This is a genomic window from Micromonospora inositola (genome assembly GCF_900090285.1).
In the GTDB taxonomy this organism is placed as follows: domain Bacteria; phylum Actinomycetota; class Actinomycetes; order Mycobacteriales; family Micromonosporaceae; genus Micromonospora; species Micromonospora inositola.
The window spans coordinates 2,053,868-2,080,634 of sequence record NZ_LT607754.1 but is presented as its reverse complement, the minus strand read 5'-3'; the positions used below and the strand labels follow the sequence as shown (position 1 = coordinate 2,080,634).

26 protein-coding genes and 1 tRNA gene are annotated in these 26,767 nt (G+C 72.8%); 9 read left to right on the top strand and 18 right to left on the bottom strand.

Annotation, left to right across the window (positions count from 1 at the left end):
- Positions 1–22: 22 nt before the first annotated feature.
- Both GA0070613_RS09930 and GA0070613_RS31955 read right to left on the bottom strand, forming a co-directional pair.
- Positions 23–1,552, bottom strand: coding sequence for a peptide deformylase (locus GA0070613_RS09930; RefSeq protein WP_089012029.1), 1,530 nt, complete (start codon positions 1,550–1,552; stop codon positions 23–25).
- 29 nt (positions 1,553–1,581) lie between these two features.
- Positions 1,582–1,803 carry a hypothetical protein gene (locus tag GA0070613_RS31955; protein WP_157746312.1) on the bottom strand — a complete coding sequence of 74 codons (222 nt, stop codon included), beginning with the start codon at positions 1,801–1,803 and terminating at the stop codon, positions 1,582–1,584.
- Between the two features lie 87 nt (positions 1,804–1,890).
- On the opposite strand from GA0070613_RS31955, the gene GA0070613_RS09925 reads away from it, so the two are divergent.
- Positions 1,891–2,673 carry an IucA/IucC family C-terminal-domain containing protein gene (locus GA0070613_RS09925; protein WP_089012028.1) on the top strand — a complete coding sequence of 261 codons (783 nt, stop codon included), beginning with the start codon at positions 1,891–1,893 and terminating at the stop codon, positions 2,671–2,673.
- A gap of 31 nt (positions 2,674–2,704) precedes the next feature.
- On the opposite strand, the gene GA0070613_RS09920 is transcribed toward GA0070613_RS09925, so the two are convergent.
- Positions 2,705–4,507: a hypothetical protein gene (locus tag GA0070613_RS09920; RefSeq protein WP_089012027.1), complete on the bottom strand. Its 1,803-nt coding sequence runs from the start codon at positions 4,505–4,507 to the stop codon at positions 2,705–2,707.
- A 211-nt stretch (positions 4,508–4,718) separates the two neighbouring features.
- On the opposite strand from GA0070613_RS09920, the gene GA0070613_RS09915 reads away from it, so the two are divergent.
- The gene (locus GA0070613_RS09915) at positions 4,719–5,429 is read left to right on the top strand and encodes a class I SAM-dependent methyltransferase (protein ID WP_089012026.1); all 711 of its coding nucleotides are present in this window, start codon (positions 4,719–4,721) and stop codon (positions 5,427–5,429) included.
- Between the two features lie 112 nt (positions 5,430–5,541).
- On the opposite strand, the gene GA0070613_RS09910 is transcribed toward GA0070613_RS09915, so the two are convergent.
- Positions 5,542–6,075 (bottom strand): YbhB/YbcL family Raf kinase inhibitor-like protein, encoded by a 534-nt coding sequence (locus GA0070613_RS09910; protein WP_089012025.1) that lies wholly within the window; start codon positions 6,073–6,075, stop codon positions 5,542–5,544.
- Positions 6,076–6,218: 143 nt separating this feature from the next.
- Positions 6,219–6,307 (bottom strand) — tRNA-Ser (locus tag GA0070613_RS09905).
- Between the two features lie 97 nt (positions 6,308–6,404).
- On the opposite strand from GA0070613_RS09905, the gene GA0070613_RS09900 reads away from it, so the two are divergent.
- Both GA0070613_RS09900 and GA0070613_RS09895 read left to right on the top strand, forming a co-directional pair.
- On the top strand, positions 6,405–6,944 hold the full coding sequence (locus tag GA0070613_RS09900; RefSeq protein WP_089012024.1) for an AAA family ATPase: 540 nt from the start codon (positions 6,405–6,407) through the stop codon (positions 6,942–6,944).
- A gap of 9 nt (positions 6,945–6,953) precedes the next feature.
- Positions 6,954–7,931 (top strand): NAD(P)H-quinone oxidoreductase, encoded by a 978-nt coding sequence (locus tag GA0070613_RS09895; RefSeq protein ID WP_089012023.1) that lies wholly within the window; start codon positions 6,954–6,956, stop codon positions 7,929–7,931.
- Here the strand turns inward: GA0070613_RS09895 and soxR are convergent.
- A complete protein-coding gene (gene soxR, locus GA0070613_RS09890; RefSeq protein ID WP_089012022.1) occupies positions 7,918–8,376 on the bottom strand; it encodes a redox-sensitive transcriptional activator SoxR in 459 nt (152 codons plus the stop codon). The genes GA0070613_RS09895 and soxR overlap by 14 nt on opposite strands.
- 46 nt (positions 8,377–8,422) lie before the next feature.
- Here soxR and GA0070613_RS09885 point away from each other — a divergent pair, with 46 nt between their 5' ends.
- Complete coding sequence (locus GA0070613_RS09885; RefSeq protein ID WP_089012021.1) at positions 8,423–9,115, top strand: transketolase; 693 nt, start codon at positions 8,423–8,425, stop codon at positions 9,113–9,115.
- 4 nt (positions 9,116–9,119) lie between these two features.
- Positions 9,120–10,013 (top strand): transketolase family protein, encoded by an 894-nt coding sequence (locus GA0070613_RS09880; RefSeq protein WP_089012020.1) that lies wholly within the window; start codon positions 9,120–9,122, stop codon positions 10,011–10,013.
- A gap of 212 nt (positions 10,014–10,225) precedes the next feature.
- Here the strand turns inward: GA0070613_RS09880 and GA0070613_RS09875 are convergent, their stop codons facing one another.
- Entirely contained in the window at positions 10,226–10,933 is a 708-nt protein-coding gene (locus tag GA0070613_RS09875) for a glycosyltransferase family 2 protein (RefSeq protein WP_089012019.1), read from the bottom strand.
- Between the two features lie 399 nt (positions 10,934–11,332).
- Between GA0070613_RS09875 and GA0070613_RS09870 the strand changes: the two genes are divergently transcribed.
- Positions 11,333–12,937, top strand: a complete 1,605-nt coding sequence (locus GA0070613_RS09870; RefSeq protein ID WP_089012018.1) for a ricin-type beta-trefoil lectin domain protein — start codon at positions 11,333–11,335, stop codon at positions 12,935–12,937.
- 45 nt (positions 12,938–12,982) lie between these two features.
- Here the strand turns inward: GA0070613_RS09870 and GA0070613_RS09865 are convergent, their stop codons facing one another.
- The 7 genes from GA0070613_RS09865 to GA0070613_RS09835 form a co-directional block, all read right to left on the bottom strand.
- On the bottom strand, positions 12,983–13,597 hold the full coding sequence (locus GA0070613_RS09865; RefSeq protein WP_089012017.1) for a hypothetical protein: 615 nt from the start codon (positions 13,595–13,597) through the stop codon (positions 12,983–12,985).
- A 55-nt stretch (positions 13,598–13,652) separates the two neighbouring features.
- On the bottom strand, positions 13,653–15,197 hold the full coding sequence (locus tag GA0070613_RS09860; protein WP_089012016.1) for a sensor histidine kinase: 1,545 nt from the start codon (positions 15,195–15,197) through the stop codon (positions 13,653–13,655).
- Complete coding sequence (locus GA0070613_RS09855; protein ID WP_089012015.1) at positions 15,190–15,882, bottom strand: response regulator transcription factor; 693 nt, start codon at positions 15,880–15,882, stop codon at positions 15,190–15,192. The genes GA0070613_RS09860 and GA0070613_RS09855 overlap by 8 nt, the downstream gene beginning before the upstream one ends.
- A gap of 69 nt (positions 15,883–15,951) precedes the next feature.
- Positions 15,952–16,464: a hypothetical protein gene (locus tag GA0070613_RS09850; RefSeq protein WP_089012014.1), complete on the bottom strand. Its 513-nt coding sequence runs from the start codon at positions 16,462–16,464 to the stop codon at positions 15,952–15,954.
- Positions 16,465–16,591: 127 nt separating this feature from the next.
- Positions 16,592–18,166, bottom strand: a complete 1,575-nt coding sequence (locus tag GA0070613_RS09845; RefSeq protein WP_172875779.1) for a glycoside hydrolase domain-containing protein — start codon at positions 18,164–18,166, stop codon at positions 16,592–16,594.
- A 375-nt stretch (positions 18,167–18,541) separates the two neighbouring features.
- On the bottom strand, positions 18,542–19,540 hold the full coding sequence (locus GA0070613_RS09840; protein WP_089012012.1) for a phosphotransferase: 999 nt from the start codon (positions 19,538–19,540) through the stop codon (positions 18,542–18,544).
- 96 nt (positions 19,541–19,636) lie between these two features.
- Positions 19,637–20,809 carry a thiolase family protein gene (locus GA0070613_RS09835; protein WP_089012011.1) on the bottom strand — a complete coding sequence of 391 codons (1,173 nt, stop codon included), beginning with the start codon at positions 20,807–20,809 and terminating at the stop codon, positions 19,637–19,639.
- A gap of 118 nt (positions 20,810–20,927) precedes the next feature.
- Between GA0070613_RS09835 and GA0070613_RS09830 the strand changes: the two genes are divergently transcribed.
- Positions 20,928–21,362, top strand: coding sequence for a PH domain-containing protein (locus tag GA0070613_RS09830; protein WP_408630978.1), 435 nt, complete (start codon positions 20,928–20,930; stop codon positions 21,360–21,362).
- A gap of 58 nt (positions 21,363–21,420) precedes the next feature.
- Here the strand turns inward: GA0070613_RS09830 and GA0070613_RS09825 are convergent, their stop codons facing one another.
- Both GA0070613_RS09825 and GA0070613_RS09820 read right to left on the bottom strand, forming a co-directional pair.
- On the bottom strand, positions 21,421–22,368 hold the full coding sequence (locus GA0070613_RS09825) for a rhomboid family intramembrane serine protease (RefSeq protein ID WP_089012009.1): 948 nt from the start codon (positions 22,366–22,368) through the stop codon (positions 21,421–21,423).
- A 25-nt stretch (positions 22,369–22,393) separates the two neighbouring features.
- Positions 22,394–22,924: a peptidylprolyl isomerase gene (locus tag GA0070613_RS09820; protein WP_089012008.1), complete on the bottom strand. Its 531-nt coding sequence runs from the start codon at positions 22,922–22,924 to the stop codon at positions 22,394–22,396.
- An 84-nt stretch (positions 22,925–23,008) separates the two neighbouring features.
- Here GA0070613_RS09820 and GA0070613_RS09815 point away from each other — a divergent pair, with 84 nt between their 5' ends.
- The gene (locus tag GA0070613_RS09815; RefSeq protein WP_089012007.1) at positions 23,009–23,815 is read left to right on the top strand and encodes a hypothetical protein; all 807 of its coding nucleotides are present in this window, start codon (positions 23,009–23,011) and stop codon (positions 23,813–23,815) included.
- Between the two features lie 83 nt (positions 23,816–23,898).
- Here the strand turns inward: GA0070613_RS09815 and corA are convergent, their stop codons facing one another.
- Positions 23,899–25,047 (bottom strand): magnesium/cobalt transporter CorA, encoded by a 1,149-nt coding sequence (corA, locus tag GA0070613_RS09810; protein WP_089012006.1) that lies wholly within the window; start codon positions 25,045–25,047, stop codon positions 23,899–23,901.
- 494 nt (positions 25,048–25,541) lie between these two features.
- On the bottom strand, positions 25,542–26,636 hold the full coding sequence (locus tag GA0070613_RS09805) for an aminotransferase-like domain-containing protein (RefSeq protein ID WP_089012005.1): 1,095 nt from the start codon (positions 26,634–26,636) through the stop codon (positions 25,542–25,544).
- Positions 26,637–26,767: the final 131 nt, after the last annotated feature.

Below are 26,767 nucleotides of genomic sequence, written 5' to 3'. Positions count from 1 at the left end.
GCCGGGTCGCATACCGGAGCGCTCAGTAGCGCCAGGGGTTACCGCTCTCCCGGTACTCCTCGACCGGTACCAGGGGCACCCCGGGCGCCATCCGGTCGACGTAGAGCCGCCCCTCCAGGTGGTCGATCTCGTGCGCGACGAGGCGCGCCACCGCGTACTCGAAGGACGTGATGAGCCGGCTGCCGTCCCACTGGGCGTGCTCCACGTCGATGCGCAGCGGTCGGGGCACCAGGCCACGGTGGTCGAAGAAGGAGAGGCAGCCCTCGTACTGCTCGTCGGTGTCCGGGGCGGAGTCGACGATCCGGGGGTTGAGCAGGACGACCGGCTCGGCCGCCCGGTCGGCCGGGCGGACCACGGCGGCGGCCCAGCCGTGCCCGAGCTGCGGGGCCGCGATGCCGACCCCCTTGCGGAACGGGTGCAGCTCGTCGAGGCGGGCCAGGGTGGCGCAGAGCCGGTCGACCACGTCCCGGGCGGTGCGTTCCTGGCGGGGCAGGTCGAACTGGCGGGCGGGTTGGCGGAGCAGGTCGTCGCCGCGCTGCACGACGCCGATACCGCGCATCCGGTCGCTGGCCCGGACCCCCACGCCGGTCGCCGGACCGTCCGGCTCGGCGTCCGGGGGCTGGTTCCGGAAGCGCCACTGCAGCCGGTAGCGGGCGTTCAGCGGCGGGTCGTCGGTGGACCAGTCGAAGAGTGCCCGGCCGCCCTGGTCGTGCCGCTGGATCTGGGTACGCAGCGGCCCCTCCTCCGAGGAGAGGGAGGTCTCCACCCCCCACACCTGCGGGTCCAGCTCCACCGGGAGGTCCAGCCGGACGGCCAGGTGCCGGGTGGGCAGGCGAACCGCCCGCTGGAACCAGGGGCCCCACTTCTCCCGCCCCACCCGGTACGCGTACTCGATGGTGACCCGGTCGCCCGGGTAAAGCGGGAAGCGGCCCTCGGCGTTCTCGAAGAGCAGCCAGATCTCCTTGAACGCGTCCCGGTCGTGCTTGGCCCGCCAGTGCATCGGCTCCCGCTCGCCGCCGTCGTCCCGGTAGGCCCGCAGTTGCAGCTCGGCGAAGGTGAGCGGGTGTTCCCGGTGGTGCCGGTTGGAGCGGCCCGGGTCGTTGGGGTAGCGGTCGACGGCGACCCGGACCAGGTAACGGGTGACCGGTTCGGTCCCGGCGTTGTACAGCTCCCGCCGGATCACGCAGCGGTAGCCGTCGTCGGCGTGGGTCAGGCTGGCCAGCTCCCGCTCGACCACCAGGCCGGTGCCGGGCGGCAGCCACTGGCCGGCGACGGGCGGCTCCCGGTGCGCCCCGCCGGAGCGGGTGTGCCGCAGCGCGTCGTACTCCCGGAAGCGCTGCCAGATCGCGCCACTGGCCTCCAGGACGGCCTCGGCCCGGCGGGCGAAGTCCTCTGTGGGGCGGTGCCGGCGGCCCTCGACGTGGCTGACGTAGGACGGGTCGAAGCCCATCAGGGTGGCGAGCTGTTTCTTGGACAGCCCCCGGTCGGTGCGGTGCCGGGCGAGTTCGGCCGCGAACGAGTCGGCGGCCCGTTCGATGGGTGAGGTCGTCATCGGCTTCCTCGTCACCGGGAGTACCAGTTTCACGGTGGGTGGCCGAACGTGCACAGAAACTGGCTCGTATTCGACACTCGCCTTGACAGTTCAGCCAGGTACGTCGAGGCTTTGCGCCGCCCCTCGACCGGCCGGGCGGCGTTTTCGTCCCCGCCCGCCGGGTAGTACGCCGACAGGCGGTGACCGGTCGGCGGAGTGACCAGGACCTCATCCATCCGCCCCTCGGCGCCGCTTCCCCCGACCCGCAGCATCTGGTTAGGCTAGCCTTAGCTCAGATGGGCCTGCTCATACCGACCGGCGGGGCGACCAGACAGGGGACGGATCAGGTGACAGCGGTGATGCCGACGCGGGACGTCGCCGCTCCGCTCGCCCCGGTGACCGCGACCCTGCGCGCCATGTTCGGCACGGACGACCTGCCCGGGCTCGCGCCCGGCCTGCTGGTCGCCTCCGGCGAGGCGCGCTGGAGCCCGGCGACCCGGCTGGTCGACGGGACGCTGCTGCCGGAGTTCCTGCGCGCCGCGACGGTGCGCTGGGGCGGCACCCCGCACGCCTGCGCCGCGCTGGCCTGGAAGTCGTACAGCTACTGGGTGGCGCTGCCGGCGGTGCTCGGCTGGGCCTCGGCGCGGCGGGTGCCGCTGGTCGACCCGGCCGACGTCCTGATCCACTTCGAGGACCACCGCCCGCTGCTCACCCTGGGCCTGCGCCGCTCGACCGCGGTCGCGGTGCTGCCGGGCGACCCGCTGGCGCTGACCGGCGCGCCGGACGTCCGGGTGGTCGCCGGCGAGGCCGAGCTGCTCGGCGCGCTGCGCGCCTCGCTGCTCGACGCCCACCTCGCCCCGATGATCGCGGCCATCCAGGCCGAGGTCCGGATCGGCACGCGTACGCTGCTCGGCTCGGTCGCCTCCGGCATCGCGCACGGCATCCTGCGGGCCGCCGACACGCTGCCCGGATCGTCGACGCGGAGCATCGAGACGCTGCTGGACGCGCTCGACCTGGCCGACCTGGTGGAGCTGGTGCCCGGTCCGGCCGGCGAGCCGACCGTCCAGCGGCGGACCTGCTGCCTGGCCTTCACACTGCCCCGGCCGAAGATCTGCCAGGGCTGCTGCGTCCGACCCTCCTGAGTCTCTCCCCGCCCGACATCCGGGCAGGCGCTCAGTCGACCAGCGGGCGGACGTCCCAGAGCCACACCCCACCGGTCAGCACCGGGTCGATCCCGGTCAGCTCGGTCATCCCCCGGTGCAGCGCGCCGGCCTGCTTCTGCCGGGGATCGAGGAGCACCGCCCCGGCCCGCCAGTACCGCAGGTCGTCCACGGCGGCCACCCGGTCCTGCGGCGTGATCGGCGGCACCGCGTCGGTTCGCCGGATCTCGGTGAAGAAGGTGCTGGTGGGTCGGGGCGGAGCGGTGAAGAGGGCGACCCGGCCGGCCCCGGGCCGGGTGTCCGGCGCCAGGAAGTAGCCCCGGGCGAGCGGCATCTCCAGCCGGGTCTGGGCGGACCAGCGCAGCGGGTCGGCGTAGGTGGTGTCCGGCAGCGGCAGGGTGACGACGCTGTGCCCGCCGGCCACGTACGGGCGCCAGGCCCCCGAGCGGACGAACTCCGGCGTGGGGTCGAGGCGTACCGAGGGGAGCGGGGTCGGCAGGATCGGCAGCAGGGCCATCGCCAGCACGGTGACCGTGACGAACCGGATCTGCGGGCGGGCCTCGGGGTGCCGTCGGGCCAACCGCCGCACGTGGTCCGCGCCGAGCGCGAGCAGCACCCCGACGATCGGGGTCAGCGCGAGTGACCAGCGGGTCGGCACCACCGAGTGCAGGATCGGCAGGTTCTCCAGCGGCGCCCACGGCCCGGGGATGCCGGTGTCCCGCCCGTCGAAGCGGATCTCCCGACCCAGCGAGAAGACGGCGAAGAGCAGGCCGACCGCGGCCAGGCCGAGCACGACGGCGTTGTGTCGCAGCCACCAGACGAGCGCGATCACCAGTACGACCAGCGGCCAGCCGAAGAAGGCGTTCTCCTCGGTGGCGTTCTTGGCCAACCGCGCGATGCTGCGGGGGTCGCCCGCGACCGACTCGCCCGACCAGGCCACGAACGAGGCGAGATCGGTGCGGTAGCCGCGGATCAGCCGGGACAGTCCCTGGTACGCCCCCGGCCCGAGGAACTGCACGTACAGCGGGTACGCGAGCAGCGCTCCGGCGACGACGGCGGCCACGCCCAGCCCGGCGGCGAACGGCCGGATCGCCCGCCGCAGCTCCGGCCGGCCGAGGGCGAGCGCGCCGACGACGACGGCGAGGCCGATCGCGGTCATCAGCAGGATCTCCAGGTTGAGGAAGGCCTGCCAGACGATCACCAGTCCGAGCAGCACGCCGTTGCGCAGCCAGCGCCCGGGTTCGGCGAGCCGCAGGGTCCGCCAGACGATCAGCGGCACCACGAACTGGGAGACGATGTTGGGGTGGGCGTTGGCGTGCGACACCATCGCCGGCGCGAAGGCGCAGAAGCCCGCCCCGAGCCACGCCGGCCCCCGGGCCCCGATCACCACCCGGGAAAGGACGAAGTACCAGGCCACGCCGGTGGCGATCATTCCGGCGGTGAGAAAGACCAGGAAAGCCGTATGTGGCCCGAAGAGGACGGTGACCGGCGTCATCGGCAGTGAAATGGATAATACGGACGTATTAGCCATGAGATTCACGTCGTCCGGGAAATTCATCCGGTCCGAGACGAACGGATAGGCGAAATCCGTCACCACCCGCGCACCGTGCGCCATCATCCACTCGAACTGCGCCTGATCCGAGCGGTTGTCCCGCACCCCGTTGCCGGGATTCAGCCAGAACCGCGCCGTCACCCAGAAGGCGAGCAGCACGAAGCTGAGCACGGCGGCGGCGTCGACCCACCTGTCCCGTCCGTCCGCTACGCCCCGGCCGGGCTCATCCGCAACGGTGCCACCGTCCGATTCAGGAGTAGTCATAACAATTCGGAGCGTAGTCAGGGTATGGCAGGGCCGTGACATGTTTCGGGGTACTGGCGTACTATGTGCCGGGTTCGCCGACCGCCGATCACGTGCCCACCCCCGACCGCAATTCGGCCACCCTCCGGTGCCCCGATTCCCACACCATCCCTGCGGATGGTTGACTCTGTCGGTCCAGGCGCGGGTCAGTCATATCGTGAGGAATCGACGCATGGCAGAAATCACTGGGGATCAGCGCGTCCAGTCGGAGGTGCTCGAAGGCCTGGCGACGGCGGTCAACCACCGCAGGTGGTTCGTCGAGCTGGCGGTGCCCTACCTCGGTGACAACCCGATCGAGATCGGCAGCGGGCTGGGCGACTACGCCCTTGAGTGGTCCGAGCACCTGCCCCGGATCACCGCCACCGAGGCGGACCCGGCCCGGCTCGTCCAGCTCAAGGAGCGGCTCGCCGAGCACCCGAGCATCGAGGTCCGGCAGATGCTGCTGCCGCACTCCGAGCGCGGCGACTACAGCGCGGCCGTGTCGTACAACGTGCTGGAGCACATCGAGGACCACGTGGGCGCGCTGCGCAGCATGCGCGACCTGGTCCGGCCCGGCGGCGCCGTGGTGATCATCGTGCCGGCGTTCCAGTTCGCGATGAGCCCGGCGGACATCGCCACCGGCCACGTCCGGCGGTACACGAAGAAGAGCCTGGCCGCGGCCATGACCGAGGCGGGCCTGACGGTGGAGAAGATCCACTACGCGAACGCGCTCGGCCTGATCGGCTACTTCATGGCCACGAAGGTCTTCCGGCTGATGCCGAAGGAGGGCCCCATGGTCAAGGTCTACGACAGCCTGGTCCTCCCGGCGACCAAGGCCGCCGAGCAGCGCCTCCGCCCCCCGTTCGGCCAGTCCGTCTTCGCCGTGGCCCGCGTCCCGGGCTGACCCCGTCCCGCCGTCCCTGCCCCGCTCCCGCCCGCGATCTTGCACTTTGGGCCTCGATTCACGGCTTCTGTCCGTGCTGCCGGGCCGTAAGCGCAAGATCGCGGGGAGCGGCTCAGTCCTTGATCTGGTACGTGGGGCGGAGGACGGCGCGGGCGAGGGTGTGGAAGGCGAGGTTGAAGCCGACAAAGGCCGGGCTGGCGCCCTTGCCGACGTCGAGACGCTCGACGTCGACGGCATGCACCGCGAAGACGTAGCGGTGCGGGCGGTCGCCGGGCGGCGGGGCGGCGCCGCCGTAGCCGGTGTCGCCGTAGTCGCTGCGGATGCTGAAGGCGCCGCCGAGGTCGCCCTCCTTCACCCCCGTGGGCAGCTCGGTCACCGAGGCGGGGACGTCCACCAGCACCCAGTGCCAGAAGCCACTGCCGGTCGGGGCATCCGGGTCGAAGCAGGTCACCACGAAGCTCTTCGTCTCGTCGGGGAAGCCCGACCAGGCGAGCTGGGGTGACACGTTCCCGCCACCGGCGCTGCCGTGCGCGTACCGCGCGTCCATCGGCTCTCCGTTGTGCACGTCGTCGCTGGTCAGGGTGAACGACGGCACCGTCGGCAGCAGCTCGTACGGGTCCGGGGCGATCGGTCGTTCCAGGGTCATCGAAACGGGTCCTTCCGGGTGCGCGTTTTTCCTGCGCCCCTTCATACCCCGCCGACGCGCCGCTTCGAACCGAAAGCGTGTCGTGTCCGGCGCGCGATCGGCGACCGGTGACCGGTGACCGGTGACCGGTGACCGATCAGTTGCGGAGGGTGTGGGATTCGAACCCACGAAGGACATCGCTGCCCTTACCGGTTTTCAAGACCAGCGCCATCGGCCACTAGGCGAACCCTCCCGGGTCACGCCCCCGAAGGGTGCGCGACCGTGCCCAGTCTGCCATGGGCACCGCATCGGGCGAGCCGGCGTCCCACCCTCACTGGCACGATGGTCGGATGTGGGAGACCCCGTCGGTGGTGCTCATCACCGGAATCATGGCGGCCGGCAAGTCCACTGTGGCCGAGCTGCTGGCCAGCCGGCTGCCCCGCTCGGTGCACCTGCGCGGTGACCTGTTCCGCCGGATGGTGGTGAACGGGCGGGCGGAGATGACCGCGCAGCCGTCCGAGGAGGCGTGGCGGCAGTTGCGACTCCGCTACGACCTCGCCGCGACGGTGGCCGACCGCTACGCCGAGGTGGGCTTCACGGTCGTACTCCAGGACGTGGTACTGGGGGCGGACCTGCCGGCCATGGTCGCGCGGATCCGGCACCGGCCGCTCGCGGTGGTGGTGCTCGCGCCGCGCCCCGAGGTGGTCGCGGCCCGCGAGCGGGAGCGGCCGAAGAAGGGGTACGGCGACTGGCCGGTGGCCGACCTGGACGCCGGGTTCCGGGCCGACACCCCGCGGATCGGGCTCTGGCTGGACACCTCCGAGCAGAGCCCGGAGGAGACGGTGGCGCAGATCCTGGCCCGGACGTGGACGGACGGCCGGATCGGGTAAGACTGGGCCATGCGTGCGATCACGATCCCGGAACCCGGCGGACCCGAGGCACTCGTCTGGGCGGAGGTGCCCGATCCGGAGCCCGGCCCCGGTGAGGTGATCGTCGACGTGCGGGCGAGCGCGGTGAACCGGGCGGACCTGCTGCAGCGGCAGGGGCACTACCCGCCGCCGCCGGGCGCGCCCGCGTACCCCGGGTTGGAGTGCTCCGGGGTGATCGGCGCGATCGGTCCCGAGGTGACCGGCTGGATGGTGGGCCAGGAGGTCTGCGCGCTGCTGGCCGGCGGCGGGTACGCCGAGCGGGTGGCCGTGCCGGCCGGGCAGTTGCTGCCGGTGCCGGCCGGCGTCGACCTGGTCGACGCGGCGGCCCTGCCCGAGGTGGCCTGCACGGTCTGGTCGAACGTCGTCGCGCTGGCCCGGCTCGCCAGGGGCGAGACGCTGCTCGTACACGGCGGCGGCAGCGGGATCGGCACCTTCGCCATCCAACTCGGTGTGGCCCTCGGCGCGACGGTGGTGGTGACCGCGCGGGCGGCGAAGCACGAGCGGCTGCGCGAGCTGGGTGCCGTGCACCCGATCGACTACCGCGAGCAGGACTTCGTCGAGGAGGTCCGCCGGGTGACCGACGGCCGGGGCGCTGACGTGATCCTCGACATCATCGGCGCCGCCTACCTGCCGCGGAACGTGGCGGCGCTGGCGACCGGCGGCCGGCTGGTGGTGATCGGCATGCAGGGTGGCCGCAAGGGTGAGCTGGACCTGGGCGCGCTGCTGGCCAAGCGGGCCACGGTGGCGGCGACCGCGCTGCGCTCCCGTCCGTTGGCCGAGAAGGCGGAGATCGTCCGGGGGGTCCGCGAGCAGGTGTGGCCGCTGATCGAGTCCGGGGCGATCCGCCCGATCGTGGACCGCCGGCTGCCGATGGCCGAGGCGGCCGAGGCGCACCGCCTGGTGGAGACCAGCGACCACCTGGGCAAGGTGCTGCTCACGACCCCGTGACGGGCTCTGGGCGCGGCAACACCAGCCGGGCGCCGGGGCCCTCCGCGGCCAGCGAGTCCTCCGGGTTGTAGAGGGTGCAGCGCTGCAGCGACAGGCAGCCGCAGCCGATGCAGCCGTCCAGGTCGTCGCGGAGCTTGCCGAGCAGCCGGATCTTCTCGTCCAGCCGGTCCCGCCAGGCGCGGGAGAGGGCGGCCCAGTCGTCCGGCGTCGGGGTACGCGACGACGGCAGCGAGTCCAGTGCCTCCCGGATCTCCTCCAGCGAGACGCCGACCTGCTGGGAGATCCGGACGAACGCCACCCGGCGCAGCTCGGAGCGGGCGTACCGGCGCTGGTTGCCGCCGGTGCGCTCGGCCCGGATCAGGCCCAGCCGCTCGTAGTAGCGCAGCGCCGAGGGGGCCACCCCGCTGCGGGCGGAGAGCTGCCCGATGGTGAGAGACTCGTGCATCACACGACCTTGAGTTGAAGTGAGCTTCAGGTCGCAGGCTAGCCGCATGACGACGACTACCGCCACCGACCCCGCCGCGCTCGGGGAGTTGCTGGACCGAACACGGGCCGGCCGTGAGTTCGGCGCCAACGTGTACTCGACGCTGGACGTGCTCCAGGTGCTCTACGACCGGGTGCTGCGGATCACCCCGGAGACGATCGACGACCCGGACCGGGACCGCTTCCTGCTCTCCAAGGGGCACGCGGTCGCCGGCTACTACGCGCTGCTCGCCGCGAAGGGATTCATCCCGGTGGCGTGGCTGGACGACCAGGGCGGCCCGGAGAGCCGCCTCGGCGACCACCCGGACCGGCTGCTGGTGCCCGGGGTGGAGATCGGCTCCGGGTCGCTCGGCCACGGCCTGGGCCTCGGCGTGGGCACCGCGCTCGGGCTGCGGGCCCAGGGCCGGCTCACCCCCCGGGTGTATGTGCTGCTCGGCGACGCCGAGTTGGACGAGGGCTCAAACCACGAGGCGATCGCGTACGCCGGGGCGACCGGGCTGGCCGGCCTGACCGGGATCGTGCTGGACAACCGCTCGGCGAGCCACGGCTGGCCGGGCGGCGCCGCGAGCCGGTTCACCGTCAACGGGTGGACCGCCGCGACGGTCGACGGTCGCGATCACGAGGCCCTGCACACCGCCCTCACCGGGCACGACAACCACCGGCCGCACGTCGTCGTCGCGGTCGTCACGGACGAGGAGTAGGACCGTGCGCGAGACCTTCGTGACCACCGCCACCGCACTGCTGGACGACCCCCGGACCACGATCGTGCTGGCCGACATATCCGCCGCCGCGTTCGCCCCGGCCGCCCTGCGCCACCCCGACCGGGTGATCAACGTCGGGATCCGGGAGCAGCTGATGGTGGGTGTGGCGGGCGGGCTGGCACTGACCGGGCAGCGCCCGATCGTGCACAGCTACGCCCCGTTCCTGGTCGAGCGGGCGTACGAGCAGATCAAGCTGGACCTCGACCACCAGGGGGTCGGGGCGGTGCTGGTCAGCGTCGGCGCATCCTACGACCGTGCGGCGGCCGGCCGTACCCATCTGAGCCCGGCGGACGTGGCCCTGATCGACACGCTGCGCGACTGGACCGTGCACGTCCCCGGCCACCGGGACGAGGTGCCCGGGCTGCTCCGGGCCATGGTGTGCGGGCGGGACTCGGCGTACCTGCGGCTCTCCACCCAGGGCAACGCCCGCCCGTACCCGCACGCGGGCGACCTTCGGGTGCTGCGCGACGCCGGTCCGGGCGCGCCGCTGCTGGTGGCGGTCGGTCCGCTGCTGGACGCGGCGCTGGCCGCGGTGGCCGAGCTGCCGGTCACCGTGGCGTACACGCACCGGCCGCGCCCCTTCGACACCGCGGGCCTGCGGGCCCTCGCGGGCACCGAGGTGATCCTGGTCGAACCGTACCTGGCCGGCACGTCGGCCCGGGTGGTCGGCGATGCGCTGGCCGACCGGCCGCACCGGCTGCGCACCCTCGGCGTGGGCCGCGACGACCTGCGCCGCTACGGCTCGGCCGAGGACCACAGCCGCTGGCACGGACTGGACGCCGCCGGCCTGCGCCGGTCGATCGACGAATTCCTCGCCGCGGTGCCGGCGTCGGCCTGACCGACCGCCGGGCCCCGCCGGAACGGTCGCCGCGGGCGCGTCCGGCCGACGCACGGCCGTGGGGAAGGCCGGAAGCCGGGGCGGCCCGGTGCGCCGCCGTCGCGGGGACCGGCGGAAGCGGGGCGGGCCGGCGGAGGGTCCCGGAAGCAGCGGGACCCCGCGCCTCGGGGCGGCGGGGTCCTGCGGTGGTTCGTGCGGGCGGCGGGCCGAGGTCAGCGCTTCGCGGCCGCGGCCGGGCGGCGACGGGCGCGCTCCCGGGTCAGGATCCAGAGCGCCTCGACGCCGTCCTTCCAGGTGATCTTCTTGCCCTCCTCGCGGCCACGGGCGCGGTAGCTGATCGGCACCTCGTACGGGCGGATCCGCTGACGCAGCAGCTTGCCGGTGACCTCCGCCTCCATGCCAAAGCCCCGGGAGCGGATCTGGAGCGAGCGGTAGAGCTCGAGCGGCAGCAGCTTGAAGCAGGTCTCCAGGTCACCGATGTAGGAGTTGTAGAGCACGTTGGCCACCATCGTGACGCCCTTGTTGCCCACCACGTACCAGAAGCTGTAGGCGCTGTGGCTGCCGAAGGTCCGATTGCCGTAGACGACCGTGGCCCGCCCGTCGAGGACCGGCTCCAACAGGCGCGGGATGTCCTGCGGGTCGTACTCGAGGTCGGCGTCGAGGATGACCATGTACTCACCCTCGGCGTTGTCGACGGCGGTCTTGATGGCCGCGCCCTTGCCGGCGTTGCGCTGATGGGTGATCACCCGCAGCCGCGCGTCGTCCAACCGGCCGAGGATCTCAGAGGTGCCGTCCCGGCTGCCGTCATCGACGACGACGAGCTCGATCTCGCACGGGTAGTCAACCGCCAATGCCTGCTTGAGGGCATCCGCGATTCGCTCTTCCTCGTTGTAGACCGGCATGAGGATCGAGAGCTTCACGGGGGATCTCCACGGTGGGGACGGCAATTCGGACCTAGCCTAGCCTGGCCACCCGTCGTCGCGGTGCAGCCCGCCACCTCCCGATCGGGCGCCGCCCCCGGCGGCGCGACCTCGATGATCGTCAGCGGGCGCGGTCGGGACCGCCCTGCTCACGGCCGGACGCGGCGGAAGCGCCGGGGCACCCGGCGCGCCGCGAACCACCCGAGCCCACCCTCCCGAAGCGGACCATTCGGCCGCGCGGTGCCGCCGCCCGGACTCTCGAGCCGCCCGATCTGCCGGGAAAGTTCCCTTCCGCACCGGGCCACAAGGTTTCCGAGACGCATTCACATCTAATTTCCGGACGGTTACCTTCTGGTAACTCAATCGATGTCCCGCGATTGAGTCGAAAGGAGCGCGTCGATGCTTGGCACCCCCGCCAGGCGCGAACGGACGACCCGACGGCATGCCCTGGCCGTCCTGTCCGCCACCGCCCTCGCCCTCGCCCTGCCGATGCTCGTCGGACCGGCCGCCCCCGCGGCTGCCGCCGACCGTCCCGTCATCCAGCCGCTCCCGACCGCTCTCGAAACCGTCCGCGCCGCCGAGGCCACCACGCTCTACGGCGCCCCGGACATCCGCCCGCTGGAGCAACGCCGCACCGCCCTGGTCACTATGGGCGACAGCGAGATCTCCGGTGAGGGGGTGGGCAACTACGTCCCCGGCACCCACCAGAACGGCAACTGGTGCGACCGCTCGTACGACCAGGCCGTGTTCCGTACCGGCATCCCGGCCGACGAGCGGGACAACCTCGCCTGCTCCGGCGCCACTCCCTGGAACCTGGTCGCCGGCGGGCCGACCCAGCACAACGAACTGAACCAGGGCGACTACCTGGCGATCAAGGCCCGCAACATGCACGTCAAGCTGATCTGGGTGGTCGCCGGGGCCAACGGCGACGGCACCATCCAGTTCGGACCGGTCGCCACCGACTGCGCGGTCCGCCGCGTCTTCTTCCAGGGCGCGTGCTACCCGACGTACACCGACCAGTGGACGATCCGCACCGACGGCAGCCGGCGCGCCGTCGAGGAGGCGATCACCTCGATCCGGCAGACCATGACCGGGGCCGGCTACCTGCGCTCGGACTACGAGCTGGTGCTGATGTCGTACCCGAGCCCGGGCAGCCCGGACGTGGAGGACAACCCGGACTTCCCCGGCTGGTACGCCGGCGGCTGCCTGCTCTACCTGGCCGACGCCGCGTTCGCCCGGAACAAGGCGGTGCCGCTCTTCGAGTCTGCCCTGCGGGCGGCGGCGGCCAACACCGACACCCGCTACCTGGACGCCAGCCGGCTCTTCCACGGCCACGAGGTGTGCACCGACAACACCTCGGTCCGGGGCCTCTACATCGAGGTGGGGATCTGGGACGAGAACGCCGCCCGGCAGTCGTTCCACCCCAACTACCGGGGGCACGGCATGTTCGCCCAGTGCATCACCCAGTTCTGGAACTCCGGCCAGCAGAAGGCGACCTGCGTCGACCCGGCCAGCACCGGCCAGGGCGTGCTCCAGCCGGGGCTGATGGAGTTCAAGCAGCTCCGCAACGCGGCCACCGGCACCTGCGTGGACGGCAAGGGGTACGACTCCCGCAACGGGACCGTCCAGCAGTCGTACGCCTGCCACGGCGGGCGTAACCAGGGCTTCTGGTACGACCCGACCCGGCAGTCGCTGCACTCGGAGCTCTCCCACGACCGCTGCCTGGACGTCTCCGGCGGGTCGCTGACCTCGGGCACGACGGTCAACATCTACGACTGCCACGGCGGGCTCAACCAGAAGTTCGTCTTCGCCGGCAACCAGCTCAAGCCGGCCGGCGCGACCAACCTCTGCGTGGCGTTCGACAACCCTTGGCTGGGCACCCCGCGGCTGCGGCTGGCCGGCTGCTCCACCAGCACCCGCCAACAGTGGTCCTTCGAGTCGCGGTCGTTCGCCAACCCGGTGGGTTACGGCCACGACGACTTCATCGGATCCCGGGTCTACTGACCCGAGGAGCGGGCCCCTTCCGTGCGGAGGGGGCCCGGTCCGCCGTCACTTCTGCTTGACCGGGACCACGACCAGCCGGGCCACGCCGCCGTCGCCGTCCTTGGCGCCGGCCACGCCGATCGTGGTGCCGACCTTGATGTCCGTCGACTGGATCGTGGTACGCCGCTCGACCACCCGGAGGTTGTCGCCGAAGGTCCAGGTCATGGTGAAGCCGTCGGTCGACTTGACCGTCATCGACTTCGCGTCGATCGCCGTCACCTGGCCGCGCTGGACGGCGACGGTCTTCGTACCGCCGTCCTTGGTCTGGACCACGACCTCGCCGTGCAGGGTGTTCTTGCGCAGCAGCACCCGGGCCCGGTGTCGCTTGCGCCACTCCTGGCCGCGATCACCGCGCTTGTCCTTCGGACCGGCCTCGGTGGAGGCGCCCGGCTCGGCCGACTCCGACGCCGCCGGGGCGGCGACCGGGTCCACGTCCAGGTCGGCGGCGTCGAAGCCCATCGCGGTGAGCGCCTGGCCGTCCGCGCCCATGGCGGCGGCGACCTCGACCGCGGTCTCCCTGGCCGAATCCTGGGCCAGCTGGGCCGGGCCGCAGCCGGCGAGGCCGAGCGCGGCCGCCGCGAGCAGCGCGGTGATGCCGGTGACGATTCCCTGACGTGCCATCAGTGTTCCTCTCGTCCGTGGAGCACCAGCATCCCCCGCCCGGGCGAGCGAACGGTCAGCCCCGTGTTCGGGTCAGGTAAGGATCTCCGGGCAGCCGGACGGTGAAGGCCGCTCCGCCCTCCGGCGCGTGGCCGGCGGCGATGTCGCCGCCGAGCCGGCGGACCAGCCCGGCGGCGAGCGCCAGCCCGAGCCCGCTGCCCACCTTGCGCACCCCCCGGTACCGCTGGTGCAGCGCGCCTCGCTCGAAGGCCACCGCAAGGTCGTCGTCGGTGAATCCGGGTCCGCCGTCGCGCACCTCGACGATCCCGCCGGCGGCCGGGTCCGAGCCGGCCGGCCGGGCCGCGAGCACCACCGGCGCCCCCGGCGGTACGACCCGCAGCGCGTTCTCCAGCAGCCCGTCGAGCACCTGCCGGATCCGCCCCGGATCGGTGTACGCCGGCACCGGTCCCGGCGGCACCTCCACCCGGAACGCCACCCCGAGCGCCGCGCACCGGTCGGACCAGGTCCGTTCCGCCTCGGCCGCCAGCCGGGCCAGGTCGACCTGGACCGGTTCGAGCGGGAAGTCGGCGGCCTCCAGCCGGGCCAGCGACAGCAGGTCGCTGACCAGCCGGTCCAGGTGCTCGGCCTCGGCGAGCATCGTCCGGCCGGTGTCGGGCACCCCGTCCGCGTCGATCACCCCGTCGGCGAGCGCCTCGGCGTAGCCGCGGATCGCGGTCAACGGGGTGCGCAGCTCGTGCGAGACCGAGAGCAGGAACTCGCGTTGCCGTCCCTCGCTGGTGGCCAGCGCGGCGGCGAGCCCGTTCAGCGCGTACGCCAGGTCGGCCACCTCGTCCGGCGGCTCGACCGGTACGCGTACCGCCCGGTCCCCGGCGCGCAGCCGGGCGGCGGCGGTGGCCGCGGTCCGGATCGGCCGGGCCAGCCGGCGGGCGAGCAGCAACCCGGCCGCCACCCCGGCGGCGAGCCCGGCCAGCAGCGGCAGCCACAGGCTGCGCAGCACCTGCCGCCACGGCCCGTTGCTGGTGGCCCGGGTCAGCACCACGCCGTCGCCGCCGGGCAGCGCCCGCCCCTCGACCAGGGCCCGCTCGCCGTTCACCAGCCGCCGCCCGGAGACGTCCTTGCCGGTCGACACCCGGGTCACCACCTGCCGGGGCAGGCCCGGGCGGTCCACCTGACCGGCTCGGACGACGTACACGTCGATGTCCTGCTGGCGGAGCTGGCGGATCAGCCGGTCCCCCGCGTTGTCCCGCTGCCGGGCGGGGCGGACCCGCAGCACCTCGGCGGCGAGGCGGGCCTGGGCGGCGAGGGCCGCCTGGTCGCGCCGCTCCGCGCCGCGTACCGCGAGGGGGACCGCGACCAGCGCGGTCACCAGCACCGACACCAGCGCCACCGCACAGGTGACCAGCACCGCGCGGGTGGTCAGCGTGCCGGCGAACCGCCGGCGCGGGGGCGTCGGCGGGGTACGCGGCCCGATCACCGGCAGGGCGATGGTCGGCTGCTGCGGTCGGCCCGGCCCCGGGGCGGGCTGCGGGCCGACCGGCGGCTGCGGACCGACCGGTGGCCATGAGCCCGTCGACGGCGGCGGGCCGGCGGGGTCAGGCATCGGCCGCGTACCCGACGCCGCGGTGGGTGCGGATCACGCTGGCCGGGCCGAGCTTGGCGCGGACCTGCGCCACGTGCACGTCGACGGTCCGGGTGCCGGCGTGCGCGGCGTACCCCCAGACACCGGCGAGCAGCTCCTCCCGGGTGAACACCCGGCCCGGCCGGGCCATCAGGTGGGCGAGCAGGTCGAACTCGGTGGAGGTGAGCTGGACCTGGGCGCCGGCCGCGGTGACCGTCCGGCGGGCCGGGTCGAGGACGACCGGGCCGACCACCCGGGGCTGCTCCGCCCCGGCCGGCGCCCCGGTGGATCGACGCAGCACCGCCCGGACCCGGGCGACCAGCTCCCGGGGGCTGAACGGCTTGGTCACGTAGTCGTCCGCGCCCAGTTCCAGGCCGACGATCCGGTCGACCTCGTCGTCTCGGGCGGTGAGGAAGATGACTGGCGTCCAGTCGCCGGCCTCGCGGAGCCGCCGGCAGACCTCCGTCCCGGCCAGGCCGGGCAGCGCGATGTCCAGCACGCAGGCCACCGGACGCAGCCGCCGCGCGGCGGCGAGGCCCCCGACGCCGTCCCGTTCCAGGTGTACGCCGAAGCCGTCCCGGGTCAGATAGAGCCGGACCAGGTCGGCGATGGCCGGCTCGTCCTCTACCACGAGGACGAGCCCGTGCTGCGCGGCGTCGGCGGTCACCGGCCCATGATTACCGATCGATGGCCGTCGGGGACGTCCGGGGAACGTTCGGGTTCGGTAAGGAGCCGGTCAGCGCACCGACGCCGGGCGGAACGCAGCCGGCCGGGCGCCGAGCGGCGGCTCGCCGATGGTGGCGACCAGCCGCTCCGCGGGCGTCCGGAGGCGGGTGCGGAAGGCGTGGTTGAGCAGCGCGTCGAGCTGCCAGACCTGCTTCGGGTGGTGGGTCCGGATGAGGAACCGCTCGCGGGCCCCGTCGATCGCCGTGGCGGCCAGCTCGACGCTGTGCAGGCGTGGGTCCGGGCTCCAGGTGACGTTGCTCAGCTCGCGCAGCTCGGTGTTGAGGTGCAGCCGCAGCCGGTGCAGCACCCGGGTCTGCTGGGTGACCACCAGGCGGCGGTGGGTGAGGAGCATCAGGTGGTCGCCGCCAACCGGGTGGTCCGGGCGGCTGCACCGGGTGACCAGGATGGTGGCGTCGCCGGAGCCCACGCACCGGCGGAAGATCGGCATGTGCCGGCTGACCGTCTGAGTGGCCAGACCGGCCTCGGCGGCGGCCGGAAGGAAGGTACGCGAGAACACGTCCATGCCCTGTGCAACGACAGGCGACCAGGCGTGATATGGGTCACAAGGGAATTGCGCAAGTTCCATGCCGCAAGTCGCACCGCCTGTCCGACGGTCGGACCGGCCGGTCAGGCCGGCCCGACCCCGGCGGTCACAGCAGGGGCTTCTGCAGGGCCGAGGACCGCTTGCTGAGGAAGATCGGGCCCGACCACCCGGAGCCGAGCCAGCGGTAGCGGTAGAGGGTGCCGGTGGCCGACTCGATCGCCACCAGGTCCGCCCGACCGTCCCGGTCGAAGTCGCCGACCTGGGTGAGATTCCGCCGGCCGGTCCAGCCGCTGCCCACCTTGACCGCCGACCCCAGCTTCCCTGCGGTCGTCACCGGATAGCGGTAGAGGTCGCCGGTCTTCGTCTGGCGGGCGATCAGGTCGACGTACCCGTCGCCGTCGAGGTCCGGACCACCGGCCAGCTCGTCCATGCTGGTCCAACCGCTGCTCGACAGCAGCACCCGGCTGCCAAAGCTGTTGCCCCTGCCCGGATAGAGGTAGAGCGCGCCGGTGCTGGTCCCCGCGATCAGGTCCGGGTAGCCGTCACGGTTGTAGTCGCCAATCGGGGTGATCTCGCGCAGGCCGGTCCAGCCGGTGCCGATCCTGACCCGCGACGCCAAGGTGCCGGCGCCGGTGCCGGGGTAGAGCCAGAGGTATCCGGTCGCGGCCTCGCGCGTGATGACGTCCTCGCCACCGGCCCGGTCGAAGTTCCCCGCTCGGATGATCGCGTCCATGGCCCTCCAGCCGCCACCGAGCGGGATCCGGGGGGCGAGCGTGGTGCCGTTACCCGGTTGAAGGTAGAGCTCCCCCGTCATGGCGTCCCGGTACATGACGTCGGACCAACCGTTGCCGTTGAAGTCACCGATCGCAGGCAGCGGCGCCATGTCGAGGTAGTTGGAGTCGATGTTGATGGTGACCCCGCCCCACGTCTCGAAGTGGTCGCCCAGGTACTGCTTCATGCGTCGCTTCGGGGCCCAGTAGCTCGCCGGGATCGTGCTGTCCTCGACGGTCGGGACGCCGTCCCATTTCGCGAAGTCGAGGTAGTCCGGCGGAACGTGCCCGGGAGCGTTGTAGGCCGCCACCTGCTGCGCGACTCCGGAGGAGAGGCTGCTGTAGAAGCCGGAGAAAAAGCCGTGATCGTGCAGGCGTACCGTCCACGCGCTGACGTACGTGTTGACCGCCTGGGTGCAGACCGGGTCGGTGGTGGGGTAGGCCTCGATGTCGACGATCAGCACGCTTCCGGTCGCGAGCCCGAGGTTTCGCGCTTGGAGCGCGGCGTCGTCGGCCTCGGCACGCCCCTGCTCGGCCGCACGGGCCGGATCGATGCGCTGGCTGTGACTGGTGCAGGGCGCCTGGAGACCGACGTAGAGCGGGATGAGCCGCCACCCGGCCGCCAGCTGGGTGGCAACCCAATCCTTCGTCAAATTCGGCTGGGCGCAGCCGCGGCTGACGCCGCCGAAGTAGATCCCGACGGCTCGGTACGGCGACTGCAGCCAAGCCTGCATCGCGGCACTGGACGGCGCGGTGCAGGTGTCGAAACCCGATCCGGTGAAGGCGCCGGGCTGGGGACCGGCGGTGACCGCGACGGCCGTCATCGGCGGGGCGGAGGTGGTACCGGCACAAACCAGGGCCGCGGCCCCCATCAAGGCGGTGGTCAGCGCGGCGCAGAGCCGCCTCGCCATGGCACGTGTGGTGGACCGGCCAGAGCGAAGAATCATGAGTCCCCGTTTTCTTCGGCGCAGAATGACCGGCGGGCGGACGCGATCGCTCGCTGGCTCATCGCCGGCGCCTTGATTCTGCCGTCACCCGGCAGGCGTGTCGAGACCCGCCCGCACCTCCGGCGCCCATTCAACCCAGCAAATGGTCCGAATAGACAGTTCCGTGGCGAGGGCGTGACAGAAATGAGCGCGGACACGCTACGGGTCGCGTAGCGTCCCGTCACCGGACCACGCCGTCGTCGGCGCTGTCCAACCAGGACAGCGCCTGGCCGTGCGGGGCGGTCCAGGCGACCGGGCGGCGCCCGGACCATGACCGCCACCGCAGCGGGCTGGTCGGCGTCAGACCGGGTTGGGGGTGAAGAGCTCGCCGAGCCAGCCGGGGACCGCCGCGGCGTACTCCGCGCGGGCCGGGTCGGTGCTGGCCAGGGCGCGACGCCAGGAGAGCGCGCGGCTCACCTTGGCCAGCGTCATCGCCAGGTCGGCCGCCTCGCGCAGCGTCGCCCGGTCGTGCCGGTGGGTCCAGGCCTCCAGGTACGCGTCGCGCAGCCGGAACAGCGCCGGGTCACCGGGCTCCAGCTCGAAGGCGTACGCCACCGATCGGAGCGTCACCAGCAGGGTGCCGAACGGGTGGGCGATCGAGGCGTCCCCCCAGTCGAAGAAGCGGTACCCGTCGTCGGCGACGAAGACGTTGCCGTCGTGCAGGTCGTCGTGCTGCACCGTGACGGGCATGTCCAACTCGGCCAGTCGCCGGCACGCGTCGGCGAACTCCGGCCGGTACGCCCGCAGCCGCTCGTGCTGCTCCAGGGTCAGCCCGTCCTGCTCGCCGAGGAGCAGGGACTCCTCGTCCTCCAGCAGCCTCTCGAACAGCTCGGGCATCAGTTCCGGCCGCTGGTCGGGCACGCCCCAGGCCAGCAACCGCTCCGCGTGCGGGGCGACCGCGACCTGAAGGGCGGCGTACGCGGGCAGCACCCGCTCCCACTGCGTCAGGTCCTTCTTTCCGGCCAGCACCTCGCGCAGGCTCGGCCCGCCGTCGGGGAGCAGGGACCAGCCGCGGTCGACCTCCACCGCGACCGGGTCGAGCACCGCGCCGGGGGTGAGCCGGGCCAGGGCGGCCAGCAGGGCGGCCTCGTGCCGGGTGCCCGGGTTGTTGGCCTTGAACCAGACCGGGCCGGCGTCGGTCGGCACCCGCCACACCAGCGACCAGGGGCGGACCCGGGGCTCGACCGGCCCGGTCACCCGGTGGCCCTCGCGGGCCAGCTCGTGACCGACCCAGGCGAGCGCGTCGTCCCGCCATCGCTCGGTGGACCAGTCGACTTCGGACGTGGAGGAGGTAGTCACGACCCGCAGGTTAGGCGGCTGCCCGCCGGACGGGCGACGCCATTTCCGGCCGACGCGCCGGGCGGGGTCAGCCGGCGTCGCCGCGGCCGGCGCAGGTCAGAGCAGCTCGACGATGGTGGCGTTGGCCATGCCGCCGCCCTCGCACATGGTCTGCAGGCCGTAACGGATGCCGTTGTCCCGCATGTGCTGGAGCATGGTCGTCATGATCCGGGCGCCGGACCCGCCGAGCGGGTGACCGAGGGCGATGGCGCCGCCGCGCGGGTTGAGCCGCTCCGGGTCCGCCTCGGTCTCCGCCAGCCAGGCCAGCGGGACCGGGGCGAACGCCTCGTTCACCTCGTACACCCCGATCTCCTCGATGCCCAGCCCCGCGCGGCGCAGCGCCTTCGCGGTGGCCGGGATGGGAGCGGTGAGCATGGCGACCGGGTCGTCGGCGGCGACCACGGCGGTGTGCACCCGGGCCAGCGGGCGCAGCCCGTGCCGGCTGGCCCACTCGCTGGTGGTGACGGCGAGCGCCGCGGCCCCGTCAGAGATCTGGGACGCGGACCCGGCGGTGACCACGCCGTCGGCCCGGAACGGGGTGGCCAGCTCGCCGAGCTTGGCCAACGAGGTGTCCCGCCGGATGCCCTCGTCGGCGGCGAACTTCCCGCCGTCGGCGAGCGCCACCGGGGCCAGCTCCGGGTCGAACGCGCCGGCGTCCTGCGCGGCGGCGGCCTTCTCGTGGCTGGCCAGCGCGAACTCGTCGAGCTGCGTCCGGGAGAAGCGCCAGCGCTCGGCGATCAACTCGGCGCCGACGCCCTGGTTGAACGGGAGCGGCGAGTCCTGGGCGACGCCCTCGACGCCCCGGTAGCGCTCCAGGATCTGGCCGCTGAACGGCATCCCGCCGGCCACGCTGGAACCCATCGGCACCCGGGTCATCGACTCCACACCACCGGCGACCACCAGGTCGGCCTGACCTGAGAGGACGGTGGCGGCGGCGAAGTGCAGCGCCTGCTGGCTCGACCCGCACTGCCGGTCGACCGTGGTGCCGGGCACCGACTCCGGCCAGCCCGCGGCGAGCACCGCGTTGCGGGCGACGTTCCACGACTGCTCGCCGACCTGCGAGACACAGCCCCACACCACGTCGTCGACCTGGCCGGGCTCGATGCCGGTCCGCTCGGCGAGGGCGCGCAGCACGTGCGCCGAGAGGTCGACCGGGTGGACGCCGGCGAGGCTGCCCTTGCGCCGGCCGACCGGGGTCCGTACCGCACCGACGATGACCGCGTCACTCATGTTTACTCCCCGGTAACCTGGGCTGCTCCCGATCCTACGTCGTCACCCGCCGGCCGTCCGCCCCCGCTCCCCACGCGGCACCGCGCCGACATCCCCGTTCGGCTGGCATGCTGGGGCGGTGCAGTCACAGTCCTCCCCGGTCCGCGCGTGGCGGGTGCCGGTGATCCTGCCGGTGGCCAAGCTGGTCGGCGCGGTCGTCGTGGTCGGGCTCGGCCTGCTCCTCGCCGGTGACGACCGGGTCCAGCCGGTGCTGGCCGGGCTGGCCGCCGCCGCGCTGGCCGGCTGGGGGCTGCGCGACCTGGTGGCGCCGGTCCGGCTGGCCGTGGACCCCGACGGGATCACGGTGGCGCAGGGCTTCGCCGGGCATCGTCGCCTGCCCTGGTCGAAGGTCGAGGCGATCACGGTGGATCGGCGTACCCGCCGTGGGCTGACCGCGGAGACGCTGGAGATCGACGCCGGGGAGTCGCTGCACCTCTTCGGCCGGTACGACCTGGACGCGCCGCCGGCCGAGGTGGCCGAGGCGCTCCGGGCGGCTCAGGCCGCCGCCCCCTGAGCCGGTCACGCCGCGCTGAGCCGTTCGCTCCGCCCGTCGGTGCGCGCTGAGCGGCGGGTCAGCCGCCGGTCAGCATCCCGGTGCGGACCAGGGTCAGCCCGACGAGCGCAACCAGGAGGATCGCGCCGCCCGCGACCTGGAAGACGGTCCGCCGCATCCGCGGGGCGTACGCCAGGACCAGCGCCATCACCGCTCCGGTGACCAGGCCGCCCAGGTGGCCGGCGATGGAGATGCCCGGGACGGTGAACGTGAAGATCAGGTTGATCACCAGGATCGGCAGGATCGCCGAGGTGTCCCGGCCCAGCCGCCGCATGATCACGAAGATCGCGGCGAAGAGGCCGAAGATGGCCGTCGACGCGCCGACCGCCGTGCTGTTGGGCGCGCTGAAGAGGTAGACCGCGACGTTCCCGCCGAGCCCGGCGATCAGGTAGAGCGCCAGGAAGCGCAGCGGACCGAGCGCCGCCTCCAGCGTCCGGCCGAGCACCCAGAGCGCCCACATGTTGAGCAGCAGGTGCACCACGCCGTAGTGCAGGAACATCGCGGTGACCAGCCGGTACCACTGCCCCTGGGCGATGCCGCCGATCGTGCCGTCGGGGAACACCGCCTGCCCCAGCACGGCCCCCCAGTCGGTCAGCGGGGTGCCGCCGCCCATCAGGCCGCCGAAGCCGGAGCCGCCGGCCGCCGCGTCCCCGCCCCGGTCCGAGGCGATGGAGAGCAGCATGACCAGCACGTTCAGCGCGATCAGGATCTTCGTCACATGGCCGTGGCGGCCGGCGGCACCGCCTCCGAAGGCGGTACGCGCCGGCCGCACGCTGTGGCGTCCCTCGCTGACGCACTCCGGGCACTGGTGCCCGACCGCGGCCTCCCGCATGCACTCCGGGCAGATCGGCCGGTCGCACCGGCTGCACCGGACGTACGTCTCCCGGTCGGGGTGGCGGTAGCAGACCGGGGTGGTCGGCACCGACCCGCCCGTCCCGTCCTCCGCCTGCCCGGAGCGCTCAGTCATGCAGGCAAAGGTACCCGGGCGGTGCTCAGGACGGCTTGCGCTCGATCTCGACGCGCTCAATGACCACGTCCTGCAGCGGCCGGTCGCTCGGGCCGGTCGGGGTGCTCGCGATCGAGTCCACGACCTTCGCCGACTGCTCGTCTGCCACCTGCCCGAAGATGGTGTGCCGGTTGTTCAGGTGCGGCGTCGGCGAGACCGTGATGAAGAACTGCGAACCGTTGGTGCCCGGCCCGGCGTTCGCCATCGCCAGCAGGTACGGCCGGTCGAAGCGCAGCTCCGGGTGGAACTCGTCGGCGAACGTGTAGCCCGGGCCACCGCGACCGGTGCCGGTCGGGTCACCCATCTGGACCATGAAGCCGCTGATCACCCGGTGCGAGATGGTGCCGTCGTAGTACGGCCCGCCGCCGGGCTGACCGGTGCGCGGGTCGGTGTACTCACGGTTGCCCTCGGCCAGGTCGACGAAGTTGCGGACGGTCTTCGGCGCGTGGTTGGGGAAGAGCTCCAGCCGGATCGGGCCAGCGTTGGTGTGCAAGGTGGCGTAGACAGCCTCGGCCACGGGTACTCCTCACTCGTTGGTCAGTTCCATGCGGATCCTCCCATGTGCCCGATCTGGCCATGCGGAGGCATCCGAAGGTGGAGGATGACAAAGGAACAACTCCCAGGAGGTGGGACCGTGTTTGGAATCGGGCGGCGAAAGACCCAGGGGCAGCTGGCCAAGGCCGAGCTGAACCAGGGCATCGGTCACCTGAGGCAGGCCGCCACGTACGCGGCGAAGGGCGCCGGCGCCACGGTCGGCCCGCGGGTCCAGGCGGCCCGGGGTGCCGTCGGGCCCACCGCGGTCGTCATGCGGGACCGGGCGTCGAGCGGTGTCGCCTCGACGGTCGCGGCGCTCGCGCCGCTGGTCCTGGCCATGCGCAACGGGCAAGCCCAGTCCGCGGGCAAGGCCATCGTCGACAGGAAGGCCGCCGCCAAGCAGGTCGCGGTGAGCAAGAAGGTGAAGGCGAAGAACATGAAGGCCGCGAAGAAGAAGCAGAAGAAGTCGCGGGGCGGGATGATGACCGGCCTGCTGGCCGCCGGCACGGTCGCCGGCCTGGCCGGCGCGATGGCCATGCGCCGCCGCCGGGAGCAGCAGGAGTGGGCCGAGTACGACCCGACCGGCAAGCTGGACCCGATGCGCGAGGACGTGGACACCATCGTGGTGGACACCCCGGACCCGAGAGCCAAGGTGACCGACGCCACGCCGACCGGCGCCGGCAGCTCGACGATGGCGAAGGACGACAGCGCTTCGACCACCAAAACCCCCGGCCCCCCGCCGGTGATCCAGCCGACCGACCAGGTCCCCTCGGTGGCCGAGGGCGCCCGGGACGTCTCCGGCCGGCCGGCCGACGACATCAGCAAGGCGATGGAGAACGGCAAGACCAGCGCGAAGGCCAGCGGCCGCCGCTGACCCGCGAGGTCACGGAAAGCGCCGGCGTGCGGGGTTCAGCCCCGCGTGGCCGGCGCTTCCGCGTGCCCGGCCGCCGGCCCCGGTCAGAGCCAGCCGTTGCGGCGGAACAGGCGGTACAGCGTGAACGACGCGGCCAGCATCAGCGCCCAGACACCCGGATAGCCGTACGTCCACCCCAGCTCGGGCATGTACTTGAAGTTCATGCCGTAGATGCCGGCGATCGCGGTCCACACCGCGCCGATCGCGGCCCACGCGGCGATCTTGCGCATGTCGTTGTTCTGGTCGACGGTGACCTGGGCCAGCCGCGCCTGCAGGATCGAGTTGAGCAGGTCGTCGTAGGAGTTGACCTGCTCGACCGTGCGGCTGAGGTGGTCCTGCACGTCCCGGAAGTAGCGCCGCACCTCCTGCGGCACCTCTCGGTTGACCTGCGAGGTGAGGGTGAGCAGCGGACGCTGCAGCGGCATCACCGCCCGCTTGAACTCCACCAGCTCCCGCTTCATCTGGTAGATCCGCTGGATCCGCCCGGTGCCCTGCCGGTCGAAGACGTCCGCCTCCAGCACGTCCAGGTCGTCCTCGAGCTGGTCGGCCACCTCCAGGTAGAGGTCCACCACCCGGTCGGTGATCGCGTACGCGACCGCCCACGGCCCGTGCCGCAGCAGGTCCCGCTTCGCCTCCAGGTCGGCCCGGACCGGGGCGAGCCGGCAGGCGTCGCCGTGCCGGACGCTGATCAGGAAGTTCGGCCCGATGAAGAGCATCACCTGGCCGGTCTCGACCACCTCGGAGTTCTCGGTCAGCTCCGTGTGCTCGCAGTAGCGGGCGGTCCGCAGCACCAGGAAGGCAACCTCGCCGAAGCGCTCCAGCTTGGGGCGCTGCTGGGCCTTGACCGCGTCCTCGACTGCCAGCTCGTGCAGCCCGAAGGTGGCGGCGATGGCGGTCATCTCGTCCAGTCCGGGCTCGTGCAGCCCCAACCAGACGAACCCATGCCGCTCCCGGCGCGCCGCCGCCAGCGCGTCGGCGTAGTCCCACTCGCCGGGCTGCCGCTCGCCGTCGACGTAGAGGCCGCAGTCCACGATCCCGCTGCGGCCAGGTCCGGCCGGTTCGGCGGTACGGGGGGAGCCGTCGGCGTTGAGGATGCGGGTCATGGCGCGTACCGGCGCGGCCCAGGCACGCGGCCTGACCGTCCGGCCGCCGTCCTGCCCGGCGGGTCGGTCGCGTTCGGTCCGGTCCGTCATCTCGCCCCCTCCCCTCGATGCTGCGGCTTGCAGGTTACGCCGATCGGCGCGGGGTGCAGCGCGGACCGGCGCGGGGCAGTCGGCCTGCCGAGATGTACGTCACCGGCCCGGCCGGCACGTTTGATCGTCGCGGCCCCGCTCGGGGAGATCGACGCCGGGCGCCCTCATGTCGGCGACGAGGCGGGCGGCGTGGCGCCGCAGTCGACGGCTCGTGGTCGCCGACCCACCGGTGGGGGGCGGCCCATGGGTGGGGGCGCCGGGTGGGCCGGCCGCGTCAGGGGGGTGAGGGGCGACACGGCCCACCCGGCACCTCGGGGGCGGGAGTTGTGCTGCGCGCGTCGGCGGCCCGGGCGGGGCGGAGGTGCCGCTTCCCGGACGTCGGACCAACCACCCGAAGAGGTGAACGACGCTCGCAGCATTGTGGGCCGCCGGCCGGCCCAGGGCGAGACCCGAGCCCGCCGGTATCGTTCAACTGTCGGAAACCCGACAGAAAATCAGCCGCGAACGGCAGCCATCGCCTCCGCCAGCCGGCGCACGCCCTCGTCGATCCGGTCCGCGGTCACCGCGGAGAAAGCCAGCCGCAGCGCGTGCCGGCCACCGTCGAGCATGAAGTCGCTCCCCTTCACCACCGCCACGCCCCGCTCGGCCGCGGCCGGCGCCAACCGGTCCACCTCGACGTCCTCCGGCAGTTCCACCCAGAGGAAGTAGCCGCCGTCCGGCTCGACGAACCGGGCCTCGGGAACGTGCCGGCGCAGCGACTCGGCGAGCACCTCCGCCCGCTCGCCGAGCGCGGCCGACACCTTCCCGATCGAGCGCTCGATGTCCCCCGAGACGCAGAACTGGTGCACGATCGCCTCGGAGACCATGCCGGGCGAGATGTAGAGGGTGGTGGCCTTCTTGGCGATGGCGGCGATCAGCTCGGCCGGGCCGACCAGATAGCCGACCCGCACCCCCGGGCAGACCGTCTTGGTGAAGCTGGAGGCGTGCACCACCACGCCGCGGGTGTCCATCGAGAGCATCGACGGCAGCGGCTCGCCCCGGAACCTGATGTCCGCGTACGGGTCGTCCTCGAAGATCGTGAAACCGTACTCGGCGGCCAGGTCGAGCAGCTCCCGGCGCTTCTCCAGAGAGAGCGTCACGCCGGCCGGGTTCTGGTAGTTCGGGATCACGTGCGCCAGCCGCGGCCGCACCCCCGACTCCAGCAGCTTGCGCAGCTCGGCGGTGTCGAGACCGTCGGGCTGGATCGTCACACCGTGGATCTCGCCGCCCATCTGCTGCAGGTTGAGCAGCGTCCGGTCGTACGTCGGACGCTCGACCACCACCGCGTCGCCGCGCCGCACCAGGTGGTCGAAGAGGAAGGCGTCGGCCTGCAACGAGCCGTTGGTGATCAGCACCTGGTCGACCTCGACGCCGTGCTTCTCCGCGATCCACTTCCGCAGGGGCGGGTAACCGACGGAGGTGCCGTACGCCGTGATCCCGGCGGGGTCGGCGTCGAAGGCGCGGACGGCGGCGGCCTTGAGCCCCTCGACATCCACGATGTCCAGTGAGGGAGCGCCACGGGCGAAGGAGATCAGCTGCTCGGCGGTCATGCGCACGAGCCTAGGGCCTGGATCCGCCGCTCCGACCGCCATACCGGCGAAGTTCAACATGCGGGCAGTCGATCCGTCCACCTGGGCCGGCGGAGAACCGAAACCGGCTCGCGAGCTGTCGCCCATCAGAC

What these genes read in the sequence shown, in the direction of transcription:
- GA0070613_RS09865 (WP_089012017.1), bottom strand. Translation starts at nt 13,597, where the DNA reads ATGGCACGTCAGGGAATCGTCACCGGCATCACCGCGCTGCTCGCGGCG.
- corA (WP_089012006.1), bottom strand. Translation starts at nt 25,047, where the DNA reads ATGACGGACCGGACCGAACGCGACCGACCCGCCGGGCAGGACGGCGGC.
- GA0070613_RS09930 (WP_089012029.1), bottom strand. Translation starts at nt 1,552, where the DNA reads ATGACGACCTCACCCATCGAACGGGCCGCCGACTCGTTCGCGGCCGAA.
- GA0070613_RS09870 (WP_089012018.1), top strand. Translation starts at nt 11,333, where the DNA reads ATGCTTGGCACCCCCGCCAGGCGCGAACGGACGACCCGACGGCATGCC.
- GA0070613_RS31955 (WP_157746312.1), bottom strand. Translation starts at nt 1,803, where the DNA reads ATGCTGCGGGTCGGGGGAAGCGGCGCCGAGGGGCGGATGGATGAGGTC.
- GA0070613_RS09805 (WP_089012005.1), bottom strand. Translation starts at nt 26,636, where the DNA reads ATGACCGCCGAGCAGCTGATCTCCTTCGCCCGTGGCGCTCCCTCACTG.
- GA0070613_RS09920 (WP_089012027.1), bottom strand. Translation starts at nt 4,507, where the DNA reads ATGACTACTCCTGAATCGGACGGTGGCACCGTTGCGGATGAGCCCGGC.
- GA0070613_RS09835 (WP_089012011.1), bottom strand. Translation starts at nt 20,809, where the DNA reads ATGAGTGACGCGGTCATCGTCGGTGCGGTACGGACCCCGGTCGGCCGG.
- GA0070613_RS09850 (WP_089012014.1), bottom strand. Translation starts at nt 16,464, where the DNA reads ATGGACGTGTTCTCGCGTACCTTCCTTCCGGCCGCCGCCGAGGCCGGT.
- GA0070613_RS09900 (WP_089012024.1), top strand. Translation starts at nt 6,405, where the DNA reads ATGTGGGAGACCCCGTCGGTGGTGCTCATCACCGGAATCATGGCGGCC.
- GA0070613_RS09895 (WP_089012023.1), top strand. Translation starts at nt 6,954, where the DNA reads ATGCGTGCGATCACGATCCCGGAACCCGGCGGACCCGAGGCACTCGTC.
- GA0070613_RS09815 (WP_089012007.1), top strand. Translation starts at nt 23,009, where the DNA reads ATGACAAAGGAACAACTCCCAGGAGGTGGGACCGTGTTTGGAATCGGG.
- GA0070613_RS09925 (WP_089012028.1), top strand. Translation starts at nt 1,891, where the DNA reads ATGCCGACGCGGGACGTCGCCGCTCCGCTCGCCCCGGTGACCGCGACC.
- GA0070613_RS09845 (WP_172875779.1), bottom strand. Translation starts at nt 18,166, where the DNA reads ATGGCGAGGCGGCTCTGCGCCGCGCTGACCACCGCCTTGATGGGGGCC.
- soxR (WP_089012022.1), bottom strand. Translation starts at nt 8,376, where the DNA reads ATGCACGAGTCTCTCACCATCGGGCAGCTCTCCGCCCGCAGCGGGGTG.
- GA0070613_RS09825 (WP_089012009.1), bottom strand. Translation starts at nt 22,368, where the DNA reads ATGACTGAGCGCTCCGGGCAGGCGGAGGACGGGACGGGCGGGTCGGTG.
- GA0070613_RS09885 (WP_089012021.1), top strand. Translation starts at nt 8,423, where the DNA reads ATGACGACGACTACCGCCACCGACCCCGCCGCGCTCGGGGAGTTGCTG.
- GA0070613_RS09860 (WP_089012016.1), bottom strand. Translation starts at nt 15,197, where the DNA reads ATGCCTGACCCCGCCGGCCCGCCGCCGTCGACGGGCTCATGGCCACCG.
- GA0070613_RS09915 (WP_089012026.1), top strand. Translation starts at nt 4,719, where the DNA reads ATGGCAGAAATCACTGGGGATCAGCGCGTCCAGTCGGAGGTGCTCGAA.
- GA0070613_RS09910 (WP_089012025.1), bottom strand. Translation starts at nt 6,075, where the DNA reads ATGACCCTGGAACGACCGATCGCCCCGGACCCGTACGAGCTGCTGCCG.